Annotated in this window: 12 protein-coding genes, 1 tRNA gene and 3 pseudogenes; 4 read left to right on the forward strand and 12 right to left on the reverse strand. The window is 70.6% G+C overall.

Annotated features, from left to right (window positions below):
- Window positions 1-372 precede the first annotated feature (372 nt).
- From EFK10_RS17445 to EFK10_RS17450, 3 genes are read left to right on the forward strand one after another with little or no spacing between them, the layout of a single operon-like run.
- Window positions 373-2,295: an amidase gene (locus EFK10_RS17445; protein ID WP_206305486.1), complete on the forward strand. Its 1,923-nt coding sequence runs from the start codon at window positions 373-375 to the stop codon at window positions 2,293-2,295.
- The gene (locus EFK10_RS47465) at window positions 2,292-2,465 is read left to right on the forward strand and encodes a hypothetical protein (RefSeq protein WP_164836030.1); all 174 of its coding nucleotides are present in this window, start codon (window positions 2,292-2,294) and stop codon (window positions 2,463-2,465) included. Before EFK10_RS17445 ends, EFK10_RS47465 begins: the two co-directional genes overlap by 4 nt.
- 52 nt (window positions 2,466-2,517) lie before the next feature.
- Window positions 2,518-5,460 (forward strand): alpha/beta hydrolase, encoded by a 2,943-nt coding sequence (locus tag EFK10_RS17450; protein WP_127356596.1) that lies wholly within the window; start codon window positions 2,518-2,520, stop codon window positions 5,458-5,460.
- Window positions 5,461-5,556: 96 nt separating this feature from the next.
- On the opposite strand, the gene EFK10_RS17455 is transcribed toward EFK10_RS17450, so the two are convergent.
- The 6 genes from EFK10_RS17455 to mtnB all read right to left on the reverse strand — a co-directional run bounded on the left by EFK10_RS17455 (window position 5,557) and on the right by mtnB (window position 9,741).
- Window positions 5,557-5,630 (reverse strand) — tRNA-Pro (locus EFK10_RS17455).
- A gap of 34 nt (window positions 5,631-5,664) precedes the next feature.
- Window positions 5,665-6,405: a ferredoxin reductase gene (locus EFK10_RS17460; protein ID WP_127356597.1), complete on the reverse strand. Its 741-nt coding sequence runs from the start codon at window positions 6,403-6,405 to the stop codon at window positions 5,665-5,667.
- Window positions 6,398-7,021, reverse strand: a complete 624-nt coding sequence (locus EFK10_RS17465; RefSeq protein ID WP_127356598.1) for a sulfite oxidase-like oxidoreductase — start codon at window positions 7,019-7,021, stop codon at window positions 6,398-6,400. Before EFK10_RS17465 ends, EFK10_RS17460 begins: the two co-directional genes overlap by 8 nt.
- Complete coding sequence (locus tag EFK10_RS17470) at window positions 7,018-8,313, reverse strand: amidohydrolase (protein ID WP_127356599.1); 1,296 nt, start codon at window positions 8,311-8,313, stop codon at window positions 7,018-7,020. The genes EFK10_RS17465 and EFK10_RS17470 overlap by 4 nt, the downstream gene beginning before the upstream one ends.
- A complete protein-coding gene (locus EFK10_RS17475) occupies window positions 8,310-9,074 on the reverse strand; it encodes a nucleoside phosphorylase (protein WP_127356600.1) in 765 nt (254 codons plus the stop codon). Before EFK10_RS17475 ends, EFK10_RS17470 begins: the two co-directional genes overlap by 4 nt.
- 58 nt (window positions 9,075-9,132) lie before the next feature.
- The gene (mtnB, locus tag EFK10_RS17480) at window positions 9,133-9,741 is read right to left on the reverse strand and encodes a methylthioribulose 1-phosphate dehydratase (protein WP_127356601.1); all 609 of its coding nucleotides are present in this window, start codon (window positions 9,739-9,741) and stop codon (window positions 9,133-9,135) included.
- A gap of 363 nt (window positions 9,742-10,104) precedes the next feature.
- On the opposite strand from mtnB, the pseudogene EFK10_RS17485 reads away from it, so the two are divergent.
- Window positions 10,105-10,407, forward strand: a pseudogene (locus EFK10_RS17485) (ArsR/SmtB family transcription factor); the annotation flags it as partial.
- 58 nt (window positions 10,408-10,465) lie between these two features.
- Here EFK10_RS17485 and EFK10_RS17490 read toward each other — a convergent pair.
- The 6 genes and pseudogenes from EFK10_RS17490 to EFK10_RS17515 all read right to left on the reverse strand — a co-directional run.
- Window positions 10,466-10,800: pseudogene (locus EFK10_RS17490) on the reverse strand (LLM class flavin-dependent oxidoreductase); the annotation flags it as partial.
- Window positions 10,801-11,117: 317 nt separating this feature from the next.
- Window positions 11,118-11,363 (reverse strand): annotated as a pseudogene (locus EFK10_RS50305) (ABC transporter permease subunit); the annotation flags it as partial.
- A gap of 71 nt (window positions 11,364-11,434) precedes the next feature.
- Window positions 11,435-13,042, reverse strand: coding sequence for a glycerol-3-phosphate dehydrogenase/oxidase (locus EFK10_RS17500; RefSeq protein WP_127356604.1), 1,608 nt, complete (start codon window positions 13,040-13,042; stop codon window positions 11,435-11,437).
- Between the two features lie 7 nt (window positions 13,043-13,049).
- On the reverse strand, window positions 13,050-14,576 hold the full coding sequence (gene glpK / locus EFK10_RS17505) for a glycerol kinase GlpK (RefSeq protein WP_127356605.1): 1,527 nt from the start codon (window positions 14,574-14,576) through the stop codon (window positions 13,050-13,052).
- Window positions 14,577-14,608: 32 nt separating this feature from the next.
- Window positions 14,609-15,367, reverse strand: coding sequence for an MIP/aquaporin family protein (locus EFK10_RS17510; protein WP_127356606.1), 759 nt, complete (start codon window positions 15,365-15,367; stop codon window positions 14,609-14,611).
- Window positions 15,368-15,556: 189 nt separating this feature from the next.
- Window positions 15,557-16,321 (reverse strand): IclR family transcriptional regulator, encoded by a 765-nt coding sequence (locus EFK10_RS17515; RefSeq protein ID WP_127356607.1) that lies wholly within the window; start codon window positions 16,319-16,321, stop codon window positions 15,557-15,559.
- Window positions 16,322-16,347 lie beyond the last annotated feature (26 nt).

Consider the following 16,347-nt stretch of genomic DNA (forward strand, 5'->3'; position numbering starts at 1 on the left):
GGGGGTATTGCGAAGAATTCAGCCACAACGGTTCAGTGATAGCCGAAGTAATCTTTGTCATGCACTCGACATTCTGTCGCGCGTGTTTAGTTTTTGTTTCAAATACCTCAGTAGGGCCAGGTAAGGGGTCTGTTGATCACCTTCGAATGGCCGATTGGCCCGGATTCGTACGGCATTGGCAGCAACTCAGAATTCATCCCACCGGAATGCTGTGGAAATATCGGCGTGAGCCTCTGCGGACCCGTTAAGAAATTCTCTCGGCGGGCTTCCCCCGATATTCGCCAGGTCCTACAGTCTCCTCTCGGCGTCGCCATTCCCCCCACGTTCACGCCTTTCCATTCGCCATGCACGAACGAGGACAGGAATCTGCAGATGCCCGCAGAACGCGTCACCTCAACGAGCCCGGACACCGCCGTGCCGGCGGTGTCCGGGCCCCCTCGGAGACTGAGCCGCCGGACGGTGCTGGGCGGGGCCGCCGCCATGACGGGAGCGGTCGCCGTGTCGGCCGCCACCGTGGTGCCGGCAGCCGCGGCCCCGGCACCGACGGCCGCGAGCGCGTACGAGCGCGCCCTTCCCGCCGTCTCCGGGATCAAGAAGCGGTCCCGGCTGGTCGACTACGAGGTGTTCGAGCTGGCCGCCTTGATGCGGGCCGGTGTCGTCACTTCGGTGCAGGTCACCCAGGCGTACTTGGACCGTATCGACCGCTTCAACGGCCCCTTCGAGACCTACGGCGACAACGGCCTGTACAACGCGTTCGTCCGGATCGACCGGGACGGCGCGCTGGCCCAGGCGGCCGCCGCTGACGCGCAGTTCAAAAAGGCCAGGCACTCGGGCGAGGACCTGCCCCCGCTGCTCGGCATCCCGTTCGGCATCAAGGACTCGGTGGCCGTCAAGGGCTTCGAGGCCAAGGACGGCAGCCACGCCTTCGACGGCAACGCCGCGCTGCGGGACGCCACGGTCGTCCACCGGCTGCGCACGGCCGGCGCGGTGATCCTGGGTCACACGGTGTGCTCCGCCTTCTCCGGCTCGATCACCGGCACCTTCGCCGGCAACGCCTGGAACATGGCCTATGTACCCGGCGGATCCAGCCAGGGCTCCGGTGTCGCTCCGATCGCTCGGCTGGCGGCCGCCGCCATCGGCGAGGAGACCGGCGGGTCCATCATGATGCCGTCGGCGGCCAACGGCGCCAGCGGCATCAAGCCGTCGCTCGGCACCAGTTCGGTGGCCGGGCTGATGCCGCTGTCGCCGGGATACGACGTGCTGGGCCCGATCGCCCGGTCGGTGCGCGACGCGTCCCTGATCCTCTCGGTGATCCTCGGCCCCGACCCCGCCAACGACCCCCTGACCCTTGCGGCCCCCGACCCCTTCCCGGCCATGCCGCTCACCGCCCGCAAGGGTTCCCGGCCGCTTTCCGGCATCACCATCGGGATCCCGCAGACCGACTGGATGCGTACCAGCAAGGGCATCCAGGTCGGCACCCCGCCGCAGGACCTCTACGACGCCGACCACAGCGCCGCCTTCGAACGGCTCAAGCAGCAACTCACCTCGCTGGGCGCGACGGTGAAGGAATTCCCCGGCCTGGACGTCACCGTGCCGCAGAACGACCCGTACTTCGCCAGCACCGACGTCCTGGCCACCGTCGACGGTTCCCCCGTCTCACCCTCCTCCGCGGTGCTGAGCCCCAACCGGTACGAGATCGGCTACTGGAAGGCGGTCGGAGACTTCGCCGCCACCCGCCCGGCCGACCAGGCAGCCGCGCTGCTGGCCCAGTACGGGCGCAAGGGCCCCAACGACACGACGGCCTCCTTCGACTCGGCGACCCGGTTCGCCGGCGCGGTGCCCGCCTCCGTCCGGGTCGAGGGCGAGAAGCGGCGCCGCACCCTGCAGGCCAACTACCAGGCCGCACTGGACGCGGCGGGCGTGGACTTCATGCTCGTACTGTCCATCGGCGCGCAGATCGGTTTGCGCGCCGGCGGTGGCTTCCCGGTCTACCGGGCCTACTACCAACTGCCCAACGCCCTGACGTGGCCCATGGTCTCGTTCCCGATCGGCTACGACAGCACGGTCGGCCTGCCGATAGCGGCTCAGTTCTGGGGGCCGAGGTTCAGCGAGCCGGAGATCGTCCAGGCCGCCATCGACTACCAGGCCCACTTCCCCGAGTACCACAACGCGGCCCCGCCGGACCCGGTCACCACGGGGACGCCGAAGGTCGCGCCGCGCCGCCTGACTGTGGCGCCCGCGGCACCGCCCGAGCTGTCCAACGACCCGCTAGTAGCCGAGGAGGCCCTGCGATGAGCTTCCTCACCGTCGGCTGGGGCCCGGTCGTCAACGCCGGCCTCCCACCGCAGCACCCCGGGGACGGCGATGCGCCGGTCGCCACCGTCGGCTGGCTGCCCAAGCTCGGCACCGCCTTTTACCCCTACCCCGACGACGACCCCGACGCGGCCCCGGCCGTCTCCCGATGACCGCCGCTCGCGCGCGGCTTGAGAAAGGCATCTGGTGCATCAAGTGCATGACGTGAAAAGAAAGAGATCTGTGCGGGCGCTGCGGCGTCCGCTCACCGTGGCGGCTGCGGGACTTGTCCTGCTCGGGGCGACGGCGGCCGCGTCCCTTCCGGCCGCCGCTTCGACCCCGGGGCCCGGCACGGCCGTGGTCGATTCAGGAAACGGCTGGACGGTGACCCGGGCGGCCGGCGGCTATCTGGTGTCGCTCAAGCTGCACACCGCACTGCCCGTGAAGGACGACGTACCCGAACTGCTCGCCGGGGGACAGAACTTGGGCCCCGCCGCGGAGTCGGCGGACGGGCGTACGCTCACCGTGACGACGGCCGACCCGTCGGTGGCCACCGCCAAGGCGGTCACCTGGCAGTGGTCCAGCGGTGGCAACAGCACAGCCGTAGGCCCGACCGCTCTGCCCTCCGCGGGCGCCCAGCTCAGGTCCCAGCAGAAAGCCCTGCCGACGACCCCTGGCACGTCGGGGACGACGAGCGGCGATCCGACGACCATCGGTAAGGGCAACTACACGATCGCCGACTACAACTTCGGCGCCCAGTCCATCCCCCTCGCCGACATCGGCGGCATCCGCGGGGAACTCGAAGGACGCATCTACCTGCCGACCGCCGGCGGGGCGCACCCCCTGGTGATCTTCCTGCACGGCCGGCACAGCTCGTGCTACAACACCACGACCCTGAAGGGCGCGGGCGGAGTCTGGCCGTGCGCGGCCGGGACGGCCCCCATCCTGAGCTACGCCGGTTACGACGGCGCCGGTGAGGCGCTCGCGGCGGACGGCTACACCGTGGTGTCGATCTCCGCGAACGCGATCAACGCCAACGACAACCAGCTCTCCCCGGACGACGGCGCGGTCACCCGCGGCCAACTCGTACTCGACACCCTCACCATGCTCAAGGCGGCGAACGACGCGCGGCCGGTCAGCTACCACGATGCCGCGGCCGGCCAGGACGTGACCCTGAACCAGGCGCTGGCCGCCGGACAGTCCACATACCCGACCGGCACGCTGACGGCGAATCAGCTCGTGAACACGATGGACTTCAGCCAAATCGGGCTGATGGGCCACTCGCGCGGCGGCGAAGGCGTCGTCACCGCGGGCACCCTCAACGAGGCCCTGCCGCATCCGTGGAACATCAAGTCGGTCTTCGCCCTCGCGCCGATCGACTTCACCCGCGCCACTCTGCCGGACGTGGTGACCACGACGCTGCTGCCCTACTGCGACGGCGATGTGTCGGACCAGCAGGGCCAGCACTTCTACGCCGACTCGCGCGACAACACCTTCCAGGACAACGTGCAGCGCTCGGACATCTGGGTCATGGGCACCGACCACGACTTCTACAACACCTCCTGGACCCCGCCGTATCCGGGTGCCGCGGACGACTGGACGAACGTCAACGACCCGGTGTGCGGCACCAGTGACACCGCGTTGGCTTCCGGCAAGAACACCCGGCTCACCGCGGCGCAGGAGTACCAGGTGGGCTCGGCGTACATCTCCGGGTTCTTCGAGGCGACCCTCGGCGGACAGACGCGCTTCCAGGGCATGTTCGATGGTTCCGGGCAGCTGCCGTCATCCGTGGCGTCCTACGCGGACGTAAGGACGGTGGCCCAGCAGCCCACCGCCACGCGTGAGGACATCACCACGTTCAAGGACACGTCCCCGCTCGTCAGCACAACGGGAGCGGTCACGGCCACGGTCTGCGCCAGCAAGTACGGGCGCACGGTTCCCGAGGTGCTCCCGTACTGCACCAACCCGGGCAGCACGCTGACCAACCAGCAGGTGCCGTACTGGACACCCGCCGCATTCGCCCCCAACGTCCCGCTCAACCCCATGACACACCTGACATGGACCGGCACGGACGGCGGCCTCAGCGTGGCGGTCCCGTCCTCCCAGCGCAATGTCTCGCACTACGACGAGATGACCGTGGACATGTCGCCCGACGAGAGCGTCGCCACAGGGACGGACATGAAGCTGAGCGTCACCGACAGCGCCGGCCACACCTGGAGCGACCTGGTGTCCCACCTCAACACCTGGGGGGTGAGCCGGATGCCGGGCAGCACATCCACGCTGCTGCAAAAGATCGTTCTCCAGCAGGTTCACGTGCCGACCTCGGCACTGAAGCAGGCGGGCCTGGACCTGAACCGCGTCTCCAAGGTCACCTTCACCCCGGCCGTCGGTGCCGACGGCACGGCGACCGGTGGAGCGTACCTGTCCGACCTCGGCTTCGACAGCAAGGACCTGGGCACGGCCCGGGTCCAAGTACGGCCGACGGTCAATGTGGCGTCCACCACGGTGGAAGAGGGCTCCGGACCCGGCACGGACCACGTCGCCGTCTACCTCTCGCAGCCGAGCGCGTCCGACGTCACGGCGTACCTGACGGTCATCGGCTCGGCGACGGGCAAGGTGGGGCTCGCCATGCAGAAGATCACCTTCCGCCCGGGTGCGACCTGCCAGGCGGTCGCGATCCCGGTGACCGGCGACACCCTCGCCGGGACGGCCCCGACCACCTCCTACAAGATCGCGGTGTCGAATCCGACCGACGCGGTGCTGGGCAGCAATGACTATGGCACCGTCACCGTCCGGGAAGACGACGGCCTCACCGGCACGGCGGTCCCCGCAGCACCGGTAGGCGTGCAGGGCGACGTCTGCGCCGAGCACAGCGCGCTCTCCCACCCGGGCAAGCTGACCGTCAGCGACACCACGCCGGTTCCCGGTGAGACGGTCTCCGTACGCGGGTCGGGCTACCGCGCCGGCGAGAGTGTTGCGTTGGCCCTCGGCTCCTCGGCGCTCGACAGCGCCATCGCGGGCAGCGACGGCACGGTGGAGTTTCGCGCCGTGATACCCGCGGACCAGCCCTCCGGCACCGCGGTGCTCACCGCGATCGGGGCGGGCTCCGCCCGCACGAGGACGGCGGACATCCGTGTCGGCCGTGTGCTGAACGGGGGAACCCGGTAATTCCGGCGCAACCGGACTGAACCGGTTCGCGGCGGGTGACGGCTATGCCTGCCACCCGCCGCGAACCGGTCTTGACCGTGACCTGCGATAACACCGTCGGGACGACAGGATTTGAACCTGCGACCCCTTGACCCCCAGTCAAGTGCGCTACCAAGCTGCGCCACGTCCCGGTGGAACGTGCTCAGAATACCCTGTTTCCGCTGATCAGCCGAATCGCTCGATACGGATCCGGTCCACCGGCTGCCCGCCGGCGACCAGCAGCCGAGAGGCGTGCTCGGCAAAGCCGTTGCTGCCGCAGATGTACGCCTCCCAGCCGCCGGAGGGCTGGTGCTCGCCCAGGTACGGCTCGAGGTGGGCGGCGGTGAGGCGGCCGTCGGTGCGGGTGTGGATGACGGTGGTCTCGGGGCCGTACTCGGAGGCGTAGATGAGGTCGGCGGGTGTGCGGGCCGAGACCAGGAGGCGCAGGGGGAGGTCCAGGCCGCGGAGGCGGTGGTGGCGGATCATGGACATGAGGGGGACGACGCCGGAGCCGGCGCCGAGGAGGAGGGCGGGGCGGTCGCCGGGCCAGGCGAAGAAGCCGCTGAGGGGGCCGCGGACCTCGACGGTGTCGCCGGGGCGGGCGGTGGTGTGGAGGTGGCCGGAGACCTCGCCGCCGTCGACGTGGTCGAGGGTGAGCTCGATGTGCCCCGAGTCGTCCGGCGCCGAGGCGATGGAGTAGTGCCGCTGGGCGGTGTAGCCGTCTTGGGCGGTGAGGCGCAGCATGAGGTGCTGGCCCGGGAGGTGGCCCTGCCACTGCGGGACGGCCAGGCGGAAGGTGGCGGCGCGCGGGGTCTCGCGGCGGATGTGGGTGATGACGGCACGCTGCCAGGTGGCGGCGGCGCGGTTGCTCACCGCGATCCGGCCGGCAACGGCGAAAGCCGTGGTCGGAACGAAGGTGTCAGTCACCGGAGTAGCGCTCCTCCCGCCACGGGTCGCCCCGGTGGTGGTAGCCGTTGGCCTCCCAGAAGCCGGGCAGGTCGTGGTCGAGGATCCGGAGCCCGGCGATCCACTTTGCGCTCTTCCAGAAGTAGAGGTGGGGGACGATCAGCCGGGCCGGGCCGCCGTGTTCGGGGGCGAGCGGCTCGCCGTCGTACTCCCAGGCGATCCAGGCGCGGCCGCCGGTCACGTCGGCCAGCGGGAGATTGGTGGTGTAGCCGGTGTGGGAGTAGGCGACGACGTGCGTGGCCCCGGGGGCCGGGCGGGCCTCGGCGAGGAAGACGTCGAGGCTGACACCGGCGAAACGTACGCCGAACTTCGACCAGGTCGTCACGCAGTGGATGTCGCCCCGGTACTCGGAACGGGGGAGGGCGTGCGCCTCCTCCCAGCCCCAGGTGCGGGGGGCGCCGACGAGGCCGTCGATACGGAACGTCCAGTCGGCCTCGGCCAGTTGGGGCGTGACCTCGGCGGACAGCACGGGCCAGGTGTCGCGGGCGTCGTACTGGCCGGGAGGCAGCCGGGGGTCGCGGTCGGCGGCGGTGGCCCGCCCGGTGAAGCCCCGGGTGGGCAGGGGCCGGGTCGTCATGCGATGGCCGCCAGGGAGTTCAGGGCGGCTGCCTCGTCCAGGGTGAGCAGTTCGCGGTCGCGCATCAGGATCCGGCCGTCCACGACGGTGTCGCGTACGTCGGCGGCGGCAGCGGCGTACGCGACCATCGACCACGGGTCGTGACGCGGCGTCAGGTGCGGTCGGCCCAGGTCCAGGACCAGCAGGTCGGCGCGCTTGCCGGCCTCCAGCGAGCCCAGCCGGTCGGCGAGGCCGAGGGCGCGGGCGGACTCGATGGTGGCCATCCGCACCGCCTGCTCGGCGGTGATGGCCGTCGGGTCGCCGGCCGCCTTGTGCACGAGTGCGGCGACCCGGATCGCGCCCACCAGGTCCAGGGTGTTGGAGCTGACCGCGCCGTCCGTGCCGAGGCCGACGGTGACGCCTGCCTCGAGAAGGTCGGTGACCCGGGCGACGCCGCAGCCCAGCTTGAGGTTGGACACCGGGCAGTGCGCGACGCCCGTCCCGGTGCGGGCCAGCGCCGCGATCTCGGCGTCGGTGAGGTCGACGGCGTGCGCGAGCAGCACGTCGGGGCCGAGCAGGCCGAGGGAGTCGAGCAGCTCGACCGGGCGCTTGCCGTGCCGCTCGACGACCATGGCGACCTCGGCCGCGTTCTCGGCGGCGTGGATGTGCAGCAGCGCGCCGTGCTCGCGGGCCAGCGCCGCGATGTCGGTGAGCTGGGCCGGGGAGAGGGTGTACGTGCTGTGCGCGAAGAGCACCGGCCGCGTACCGGGCGCGGGCGTCCGGGCCGCCAGGTCCTTACGGGCCCAGGCCAGCCGGTCCTCGTACGGCCGTCCGTCCGGCGGGCCCGGCACGTCCATGAAGGTCGGCCCGGTCAGCAACCGCCAGCCTGCCTCCGCCGCGACCGCCTCGGCCGCCTCGTGGAACCAGTACATGTCCAGCGCTGCCGTCACCCCGGACCGTACGCTCTCCGCCACCGCGACCCGCAGCGCCGAGGCGACGTGGGAAGGGGACAGCAGCGCGGCCTCGCGCGGAATGACGCGCTCCAGGAAGCCCTGGAGGGTGACGTCGTCGGCGCAGCCCCGCAGCAGGGTCATCGCGAGGTGGGTGTGCGTGTTGATCAGGCCCGGGAGGACGAGGCAGTCGGTGGCGTCGATCTCCTCGGCGGCCTCGAAGCGGGAGCGCAGCTCGTCGGCCGGGCCGACCGCCACGATCTCGCCGCCGCTTACGGCCACGGCGCCGGCCGGGATGACGGTGCCGGCGGCGTCCACGGTCAGGATGTCGCCGCCGTGCACCAGCAGGTCGATGTCAGTCACTTCGAGTCGTCCTCGGTCGTCGCCAGCAGATGCACAGCGTCCAACGTTACCCGGCTGCCCAGAGCGACCCCGGTGGCGACCACATCGCGGTGCGGGTTGTAGCCGCCGGTAGCTTCCTCGTCGACCAGTTCGTCCGCATTTGCCCCGTCGATCACCACGATGCCGCCCGCGACCAGGCCCCGGGTCGACGCCAGCACCAGCAGCGCCGACAGCTCCATCTCGATCGCCGCGATCCCGGCCCGCGTGTACGTGTCCCCGGGCAGCGCGATGAAGCCCGGCTGAAACGCCGCCCGCGTCCACACCACGCCCCGGTGATGCGGCGCCCGCGCCGCCACCGCCGCCCGCTGCAGCGCCAGCACCACCTCCGGCGCCGCGAAGGCCGGGTACTCCGGCGGCAGCAGCTGCTGCGTCACCCCGTCGTCCCGCACCGCCGCCTCCGCGATGACCAGGTCGCCGTCACCGATCCCGGCCCGGATCGCCCCCGCCGTGCCCAGCCTGATGATGGTCCGTACCCCCGCCTCCGCCAGCTCCTGGAACAGGCACATCGCGCCGGGCGCCCCGACCCCGTGCGACGACACCACCAGCGATGTGCCCTTCCAGCTCCCGGTGAAGGTCCGGTACTCCCGGTGGTGGGACACCTCCCGGCCGCCGTCCAGCAGCGCCGCGACCTCCGCCGCGCGGGCCGGATCGCCGACCACCACCGCGCGCGGCGGCAGACCGGTGCGGGGAATACGGGAGATGGGCAGGGCGTCAGCGGTCATTGCGTGGCACTCCGTGCGGTACGGGGAGAGTTATGCGTGCGCGGATCTTACGATGACTTCACCGGCCGGCGAGCTCCAGCTCCAGCAGCCACTCGACGACCTCCGTGTGGTGCCGCGCCTTCCGAGGGTCCGGCCCCCACGCGTACAGCCCGTGCCCCGCGACCACGACGGCCGGCATCCGGGGGTCCCGGGCGGCTTCGAGCCGGTCCCCGAGGACGCGCATGTCCTGACTGTTGGATATCACCGGCAGGGTGATCTCCTCGTCCTCCGCCGGATGGCCCAGGATCTTCAGCATCTCCAGGTCCTTGAACACGATGCCCCCCGGCTGCCGGTACCCCAGCGCCACCGAGGCGACAGTATGGACATGCACCACGGCGTCGGCCCCGGTCAACTGCGCGATCCTGGCGTGCAGTCCCGCCTCCGCGGGGGGTGTGCCCGGTCCGAGCGCGGCTCCGTCGCCGTCGGCCAGAACCACGTCGGACGCGGTGAGTTCGCCCTTGTCCAAACCGCTGGCGGTGACCGCCAGCCGGAGCGGGTCACGGTCCAGGACCACCGAGAGGTTGCCGGTCGTACCGCGCATCCAGCCGAACGAGGCGTAACGGGCGGCTTCAGCGGCCAGAACGTCACCGGCGCGTCGGAGGTCGGCGGCGGCTTCGGTCTCGGTCACTGCGGGGTCCTTTACTGGTCGCCGCCGACGGCGGGGAGTTGAGCGTTGTCGATCTTCGGATCGTAGCCAACCGCCACCTCCCGGTTGGTGGATGCACGGAAAATGACCGGGTCCGGCTTCTCCTCGGGCCGGCGCCGCGCCCGCACACGGCCGGGGGTTCGTCCACCACCCCCTTCCCGACAGGCGACGAGAATTGGCGTACATCAGCGACATGGACTGCCAGCGGTTCGAGCGCCGAGCTGGGGGCACCCCCAGCCACCAGGGCTGGGGGAGTGCCCCGGTGCGGTCCCGACCCCAAACGAACCGTGCGCGCCCGGCCACACTTCGGCGCTCACCGAACCGTGCGTCACGCATGCTGGGCCCATGGCACGCACCGACAACCCCGGCACCCGCCTTGCGGCAATCGCAGCGTTGATCGCGGATGACACCCGCGCAACGATGTGCCTCGCGCTGCTCGACGGCCGGGCCTGGACCGCCGGGGAACTCGCGCGGCACGCGCGCGTCGCGCCGTCGACCGCGACGGAGCACCTGACCCGGCTCGTCGCAGGCGGACTGCTGGCCGAGGAACGCCAGGGCCGGCACCGCTACGTACGGCTCGCGGACCCGCAGGTCGCCCAGCTCATCGAGGACCTCGCCGCCGACGCCATCGCCCAGGACCAGGAACCCGCCCCCGCCGACCTCCCCACCTACGCCCAAGCGCAGCAGCTCGCCGCCGCCTACCGCCTCAGCCCCACAGCGCCGTAGGCGCCTCGCGCCGCACCACCGGCGCGATCTCCTCCGCGAAGCGGTGCAGCGCCTCGATCTGCTGCGCCTGCCCGAGCCCGACGCCGTCGACGGTGATGGACTGCAGATCGTGCCGGTACACCTCGTGGTAGCCGAGGATCTTGTCGATGATCTGCTGATCGCCTGCTGCGTCGTGTCGGCGATGTACAGCCCGCCCGACCCCGCCGCTACGTACGCCGTCGCCGGGTCGTGCCCGTACGCCTCGTAGCGCTCGCGGTAGTGGGCGATCAGCGGGGAGTACGCTTCCCGCGGCCGGATGGCGTTCGCGGTGAAGAGCCAGCAGCCCGGTCCCCGAGCCGACGACCAGGCCCACCGACACCGCCAGCGCGGTCGCCTTCAGGGTGAGCGCGGAGCCGTGCACCACGCGGGAGAAGAGGTCGCGCCCGAGCTGGTCGGTGCCGAAGATGTGGTGGAGACCCGGGCGCTGAAGCTTCTCGCGCGGGACGCCCGACAGCGGGTCCTGGGACGTGAACAGCCCGGGGAAGAAGGCCGCCAGGAGCACCAGCGCGATCAGCGCGAGCGACAGCAGCAGCCCCGGTCGGCGCACCGGGAAACCGGCGACGCGGCGCGCCCGCCGCCCCGCGCTCAGATCAGAAGACGGTCTCGATGACCACGGATCCGGCGAGCAGATTGCCCACCAGCACCCCCACCACCGTCAGCGCCGGAATGGATGCGTTGCGGACCGCGTGCCGGAAGTGCACCCGCGCCCGGCTCGCGCCCTTGGCGAGCGCGGTCTCCACGTAGGGCTCGCGCAGCGTCGTACGGAGGCTCTTGGCGAAGACCTGCGCGATGACGGCGGCCGTCGGCAGCGACAGAGTGATCACCGGCAGGATCAGGCTCGTCAACTTGACCCGGCCGTAAACGACCGGGTCAAGTTGACTTGCTGCTGGATGAGTTCCAGGGAGTGGCGTCAGGCGCGCTTCGCGAGCAGCACCTCGACCCGGTCGCGTACGTCCACGGTGTCCAGGCCCCGCACGGTCAGGGTCGTACGGCGGCGCAGCACGTCGTCCGCGGTCTCGGCCCACTCGTGGTCGCGTGCGTACACGACCTGCGCCCAGATCTCCGGGCCGTCGGGGTGGATGCGCTCGCCCAGCGACGGGTCCTCGTTCACCATGCGGGCGATCTCGAAGGACAGCGAGCCGTAGTGCGTGGCGAGGTGACGGGCCGTCAGCGGATCGATGCGGTGGCCCGGGTCGCGGTCCATCAGCAGACGGTGGGCGACCGCGTTCGGGTTGGCGATACCCGGCAGCGGCAGCCGCTTGGGCAGCCGCGACAAGGGCTCCATGTCGTCGGTCAGCGGCCGGCCGGGCAGCTTGGCCAGCTTTCCGACCACCGTCCGGCCGATGTGGCGGTACGTCGTCCACTTGCCGCCGGCGACAGACAGCATGCCGCCCCGCCCCTCGGTGACGACCGTCTCGCGCTTGGCCTTCTTGACGTCACCGGGACCGCCGGGCAGCACCCGAAGTCCCGCGAAGGCGTACGTTATGAGGTCCCGGGACAGGTGTTCGTCGCGGACGGAGAGCCTGGCCTCGTCCAGGATCTGCTGGATGTCCGACTCCGTGGCCCGTACGTCCGCCGGGTCGCCGGTGTACTCCTCGTCCGTGGTGCCCAGCATCAGCTGGTCCTCCCACGGCAGCGCGAAGGTGATGCGGTACTTGTCGACCGGGGTGGCCATCGCTGCCCGCCACGGCGCCTGGCGCTTGAGCACCACGTGGGCGCCCTTTGACAGGCGGATCGACGGGTCGGCGCCCGCGTCCTCCATCCGGCGCAGGTGGTCGACCCACGGGCCGGTGGCGTTGAGCACCATCCGGGCGTCGACCCCGAACTCGCTGCCGTCCAGGCGGTCTCTGAGGTCGGCGCCGCTGACCCGGCCGCGGGTGAAGCGAAGCCCCGTGACCTCGGCGTGGTTGAGCACCACGGCCCCGGCCTCGACGGCCGCGCGGACCGTCATGACGGCCACCCGGGAGTCGTTCATCTGGTGGTCGTAGTAGACCGCCACGGCCTTGAGGTTGTCCGTGTTCAGGCCGGGGTTGTCGGCCGCGGCACGGGCCGGGGAGATCACCTTGCCGACGCCGTCGCCGAAGGCGGACAGCGCGGTGTAGGCGAAGACCCCGGCGCCGAGCACGGGCGCGCTCACCGGGCCGCCCTTGTAGACGGGCAGGTAGAAGGTGAGCGGATTGACCAGGTGCGGGGCCACGTCCTTGGCCAGCGCACGCCGCTCCTGGTGGTTCTCCGCCACCAGCTTGACCGCGCCGGTCTGCAGGTAGCGCAGACCGCCGTGGACCAGCTTGGAGGAGGCGGAGCTGGTGGCGCCGGCGAAGTCGCCGGCGTCCACCATGGCGACCCGCAGCCCGGACTGCGCGGCGTGCCAGGCCACCGAGGTGCCGAGAATGCCGCCGCCGATCACCAGTAGGTCGTACGTGGCGTGGCTCAGCAGCTCCCGGGTCTCGGAACGGCCGGGGTTGCGGCCGGCGGTCGGGTGCGTCCCAAGGGTGGGGACGCTCTGCAGGGTGCTCATTTTTTTGTTACTCCTCGTCCTCGATCCAGCCCATGGTCCGCTCGACGGCCTTGAGCCAGCTCTTGTACTCGCGGTCACGCTGGGCCGCGTCCATGTTGGGCGTCCACTCGGCGGCCCGGCGCCAGTTGGCGCGCAGCTCGTCGGTGTCCGCCCAGAAGCCGACGGCCAGGCCGGCGGCGTATGCGGCGCCCAGGCAGGTGGTCTCGGCGACCATGGGGCGCACCACGGGCGCGTCCAGGAAGTCGGCGAGGGTCTGCATCAGCAGGTTGTTGGAGGTCATGCCGCCGTCGACCTTGACCGCGGCCAGCTCGACGCCGGAGTCCTTGGTCATGGCGTCGACGATCTCGCGGGTCTGCCAGGCGGTGGCCTCCAGGACGGCACGGGCGATGTGCGCCTTGGTGACGTACCGGGTCAGGCCGGCGATGACGCCACGGGCGTCGGAGCGCCAGTGCGGGGCGAACAGACCGGAGAAGGCCGGCACGAAGTAGGCGCCGCCGTTGTCGTCCACCGACAGGGCCAGCGTCTCGATCTCGGCCGCGCTCTTGATCAGGCCCATCTGGTCCCGCATCCACTGCACCAGCGAACCGGTGACCGCGATCGAGCCCTCGAGCGCGTAGACCGGCTTCTGGTCGCCGATCCGGTAGCCGACCGTGGTCAGCAGGCCGTTGTACGAATTGACCGGCGTCTCACCCGTGTTCATCAGCAGGAAGGTGCCGGTGCCGTACGTCGACTTGGCCTCGCCCTCGGCGAAACAGGTCTGGCCGAACAGGGCCGCCTGCTGGTCACCCAGCGCGGAGGCGACGGGGATGCCGGCCAGCAGGCCGCCGACGGCGTGGCCGTAGACCTCGGCGGAGGAGCGGATCTCCGGCAGGACGGCGGCCGGGATGTCCATGGAGGAGAGGATCTTCTCGTCCCACTGGAGGGTCGCCAGGTTCATCAGCAGGGTGCGCGAGGCGTTGGTGACGTCGGTGACGTGCACGCCGCCGTCCGGGCCGCCGGTGAGGTTCCAGATCACCCAGCTGTCCATGGTGCCGAACAGGATCTCGCCGCGCTCGGCGCGCTCGCGCAGGCCCTCGACGTTGTCCAGCAGCCAGCGGATCTTCGGGCCGGCGAAGTAGGAGGCCAGCGGCAGGCCCGTCTCGCGGCGGAAGCGGTCCTGGCCGACATTGCGGCCGAGCTCCTTGCACAGGGCGTCGGTGCGAGTGTCCTGCCAGACCAGGGCGTTGTGCACCGGCTCGCCGGTCGCCTTGTCCCACAGCAGCGTGGTCTCACGCTGGTTGGTGATGCCGATCGCCTTCACGTCGGCGGAGGTGATGCCCGCCTTGGTGACGGCCCCGTCGACAACCTCCTGGACGTTGGTCCAGATCTCGGCGGCGTCGTGCTCGACCCAGCCCGGCTTCGGGAAGATCTGCTCGTGCTCCTTCTGGTCGACCGCGACGATCCGGCCGTCCTTGTCGAAGACGATGCAGCGGGACGAGGTGGTGCCCTGGTCGATCGCGGCGATGAACGGACCAGTGGTGTGTGCGTCGGTCACGATGTGCTCCTCAAATCCTGGGACTCGGGCGGTCAGAACGCGATCTTGTACAGGCCGGCGGCAAGCGCCGCCCCCACTATCGGGCCGACGACGGGGATCCAGGCGTATCGCCAGTCCGATCCGCCCTTGTTCGGCAGCGGCAGCAGGGCGTGCACGATGCGCGGGCCGAGGTCGCGGGCCGGGTTGATGGCGTAACCGGTGGGACCGCCGAGCGACAGGCCGATGCCGACCACGACAAGGGCGACCATCATGGTGCCGGTGCCGGAGACGGCCAGGCCCTTGGTGAGGCCGAGGGTCAGGATGAACAGGACCAGCACGAAGGTGCCGATGATCTCGGTGGCCAGGTTCTGGACCGTGTTGCGGATCTCGGGGCCGGTGGAGAAGATGCCGAGCACCGGACCGGCCGGGCTGTTGCTGTTCTTGGCGAGCGCCGCGATCTCGGGGTCGTTCATGTGGGCCTTGAACTGGCCGTAGTACGCGACCCAGACCAGCGCTGCGCCGATCATCGCGCCGAGGAGCTGGCCGGCCAGGTAGACCGGGACCTTGCTCCACTGGCCGGTGTCGATGGCCAGACCGATGGTCACTGCCGGGTTCAGGTGGGCGCCGGAGAGGCTGCCCGAGATGTAGGCACCGGTCAGGACGGCGAAGCCCCACCCGAAGGCGATGGCCACCCATCCGGCGTTCCGGGCCTTGGAGCTCTTGAGGGTGACCGCCGCGCAGACACCGGCACCGAGAAGTATGAGTATGGCGGTACCGATGGTCTCGCCGATGAAGATCTTGTCGCTGGACACCCGCGACTCCTTTGTCCTTCGTCCAGGGGAGGGGCTACCGGCGGTCTGGACTTCGCGCATCCTACCGACTCCGTCGGTCGGTGTTCGACAATGTCGACCGCCGAACGGAAGTTTTCATCCGCGCTGCGGCACGCGTCAAGAGGTCTGTGAGGAAGGACTCTTGAAAGTACGAAAAGTCTCACTAACGTCTCAGAAACGTCCGGCGCCCAGATCGCGGGACACCGAGCGCGCGCAATCCCGTACCGCGGCGACGAGTTGGGCCCGGATGTCGCCGTCCTCGCACACCCGCTCCACGGCGCCGGTGATCGCCACCGCGCCCACCGGCACCTTGCGCCGGTCGTGGATCGGTGCGGCGATCGACGCCACCCCGTCCCAGGTCTCCTCCAGGTCCGAGGCCCAGCCCCGGGCGCGGGTCAGGTCGAGCACGCCCTCGAGGTCGGGCAGCTCGGTGATGGTGCGCGGGGTCAGTGGCTCGCGCTTCAGGTCGGTGAGTTCGTTGTGCGCGACCGGGTCGTACGCCGAAAGAACCTTGCCCAGGGCGCTGCTGTGCAGCGGGTGCATGGCCCCGACCTCCAGTACCTGCCGGCTGTCGTCGGGCCGGAAGACATGGTGCACGATGAGCACGCCCTGCTGGTGCAGCACCCCGAGGTAGACCGCCTCGCCGCTGGAGCGGGCCAGGTCGTCCGTCCAGACCAGGGCGCGGGCCCGCAGCTCGTGGACGTCCAGGTAGCTGTTGCCCAGCCGGAGCAGCTCGGCGCCCAGCTGGTACTTGCCGGATGCCGCGTCCTGCTCGACGAACCCCTCCTGCTGCAGGGTGCGCAGGATCCCGTGGGCCGTGCCCTTGGCGAGCCCCAGTGACGAGGCCACGTCCGACAGGCCGAGCCGCCGCTCCCCGCCCGCGAGCAGCCGCAGGATCGCGGCCGCCCTGGTGAGCGACTGGATGGGTCCTGGCATGAAACACCTTCCGTAATGACGCCAGA

It is taken from the genome of Streptomyces soli (assembly GCF_003999195.1).
Taxonomy (GTDB): Bacteria; Actinomycetota; Actinomycetes; order Streptomycetales; family Streptomycetaceae; genus Actinacidiphila; species Actinacidiphila soli.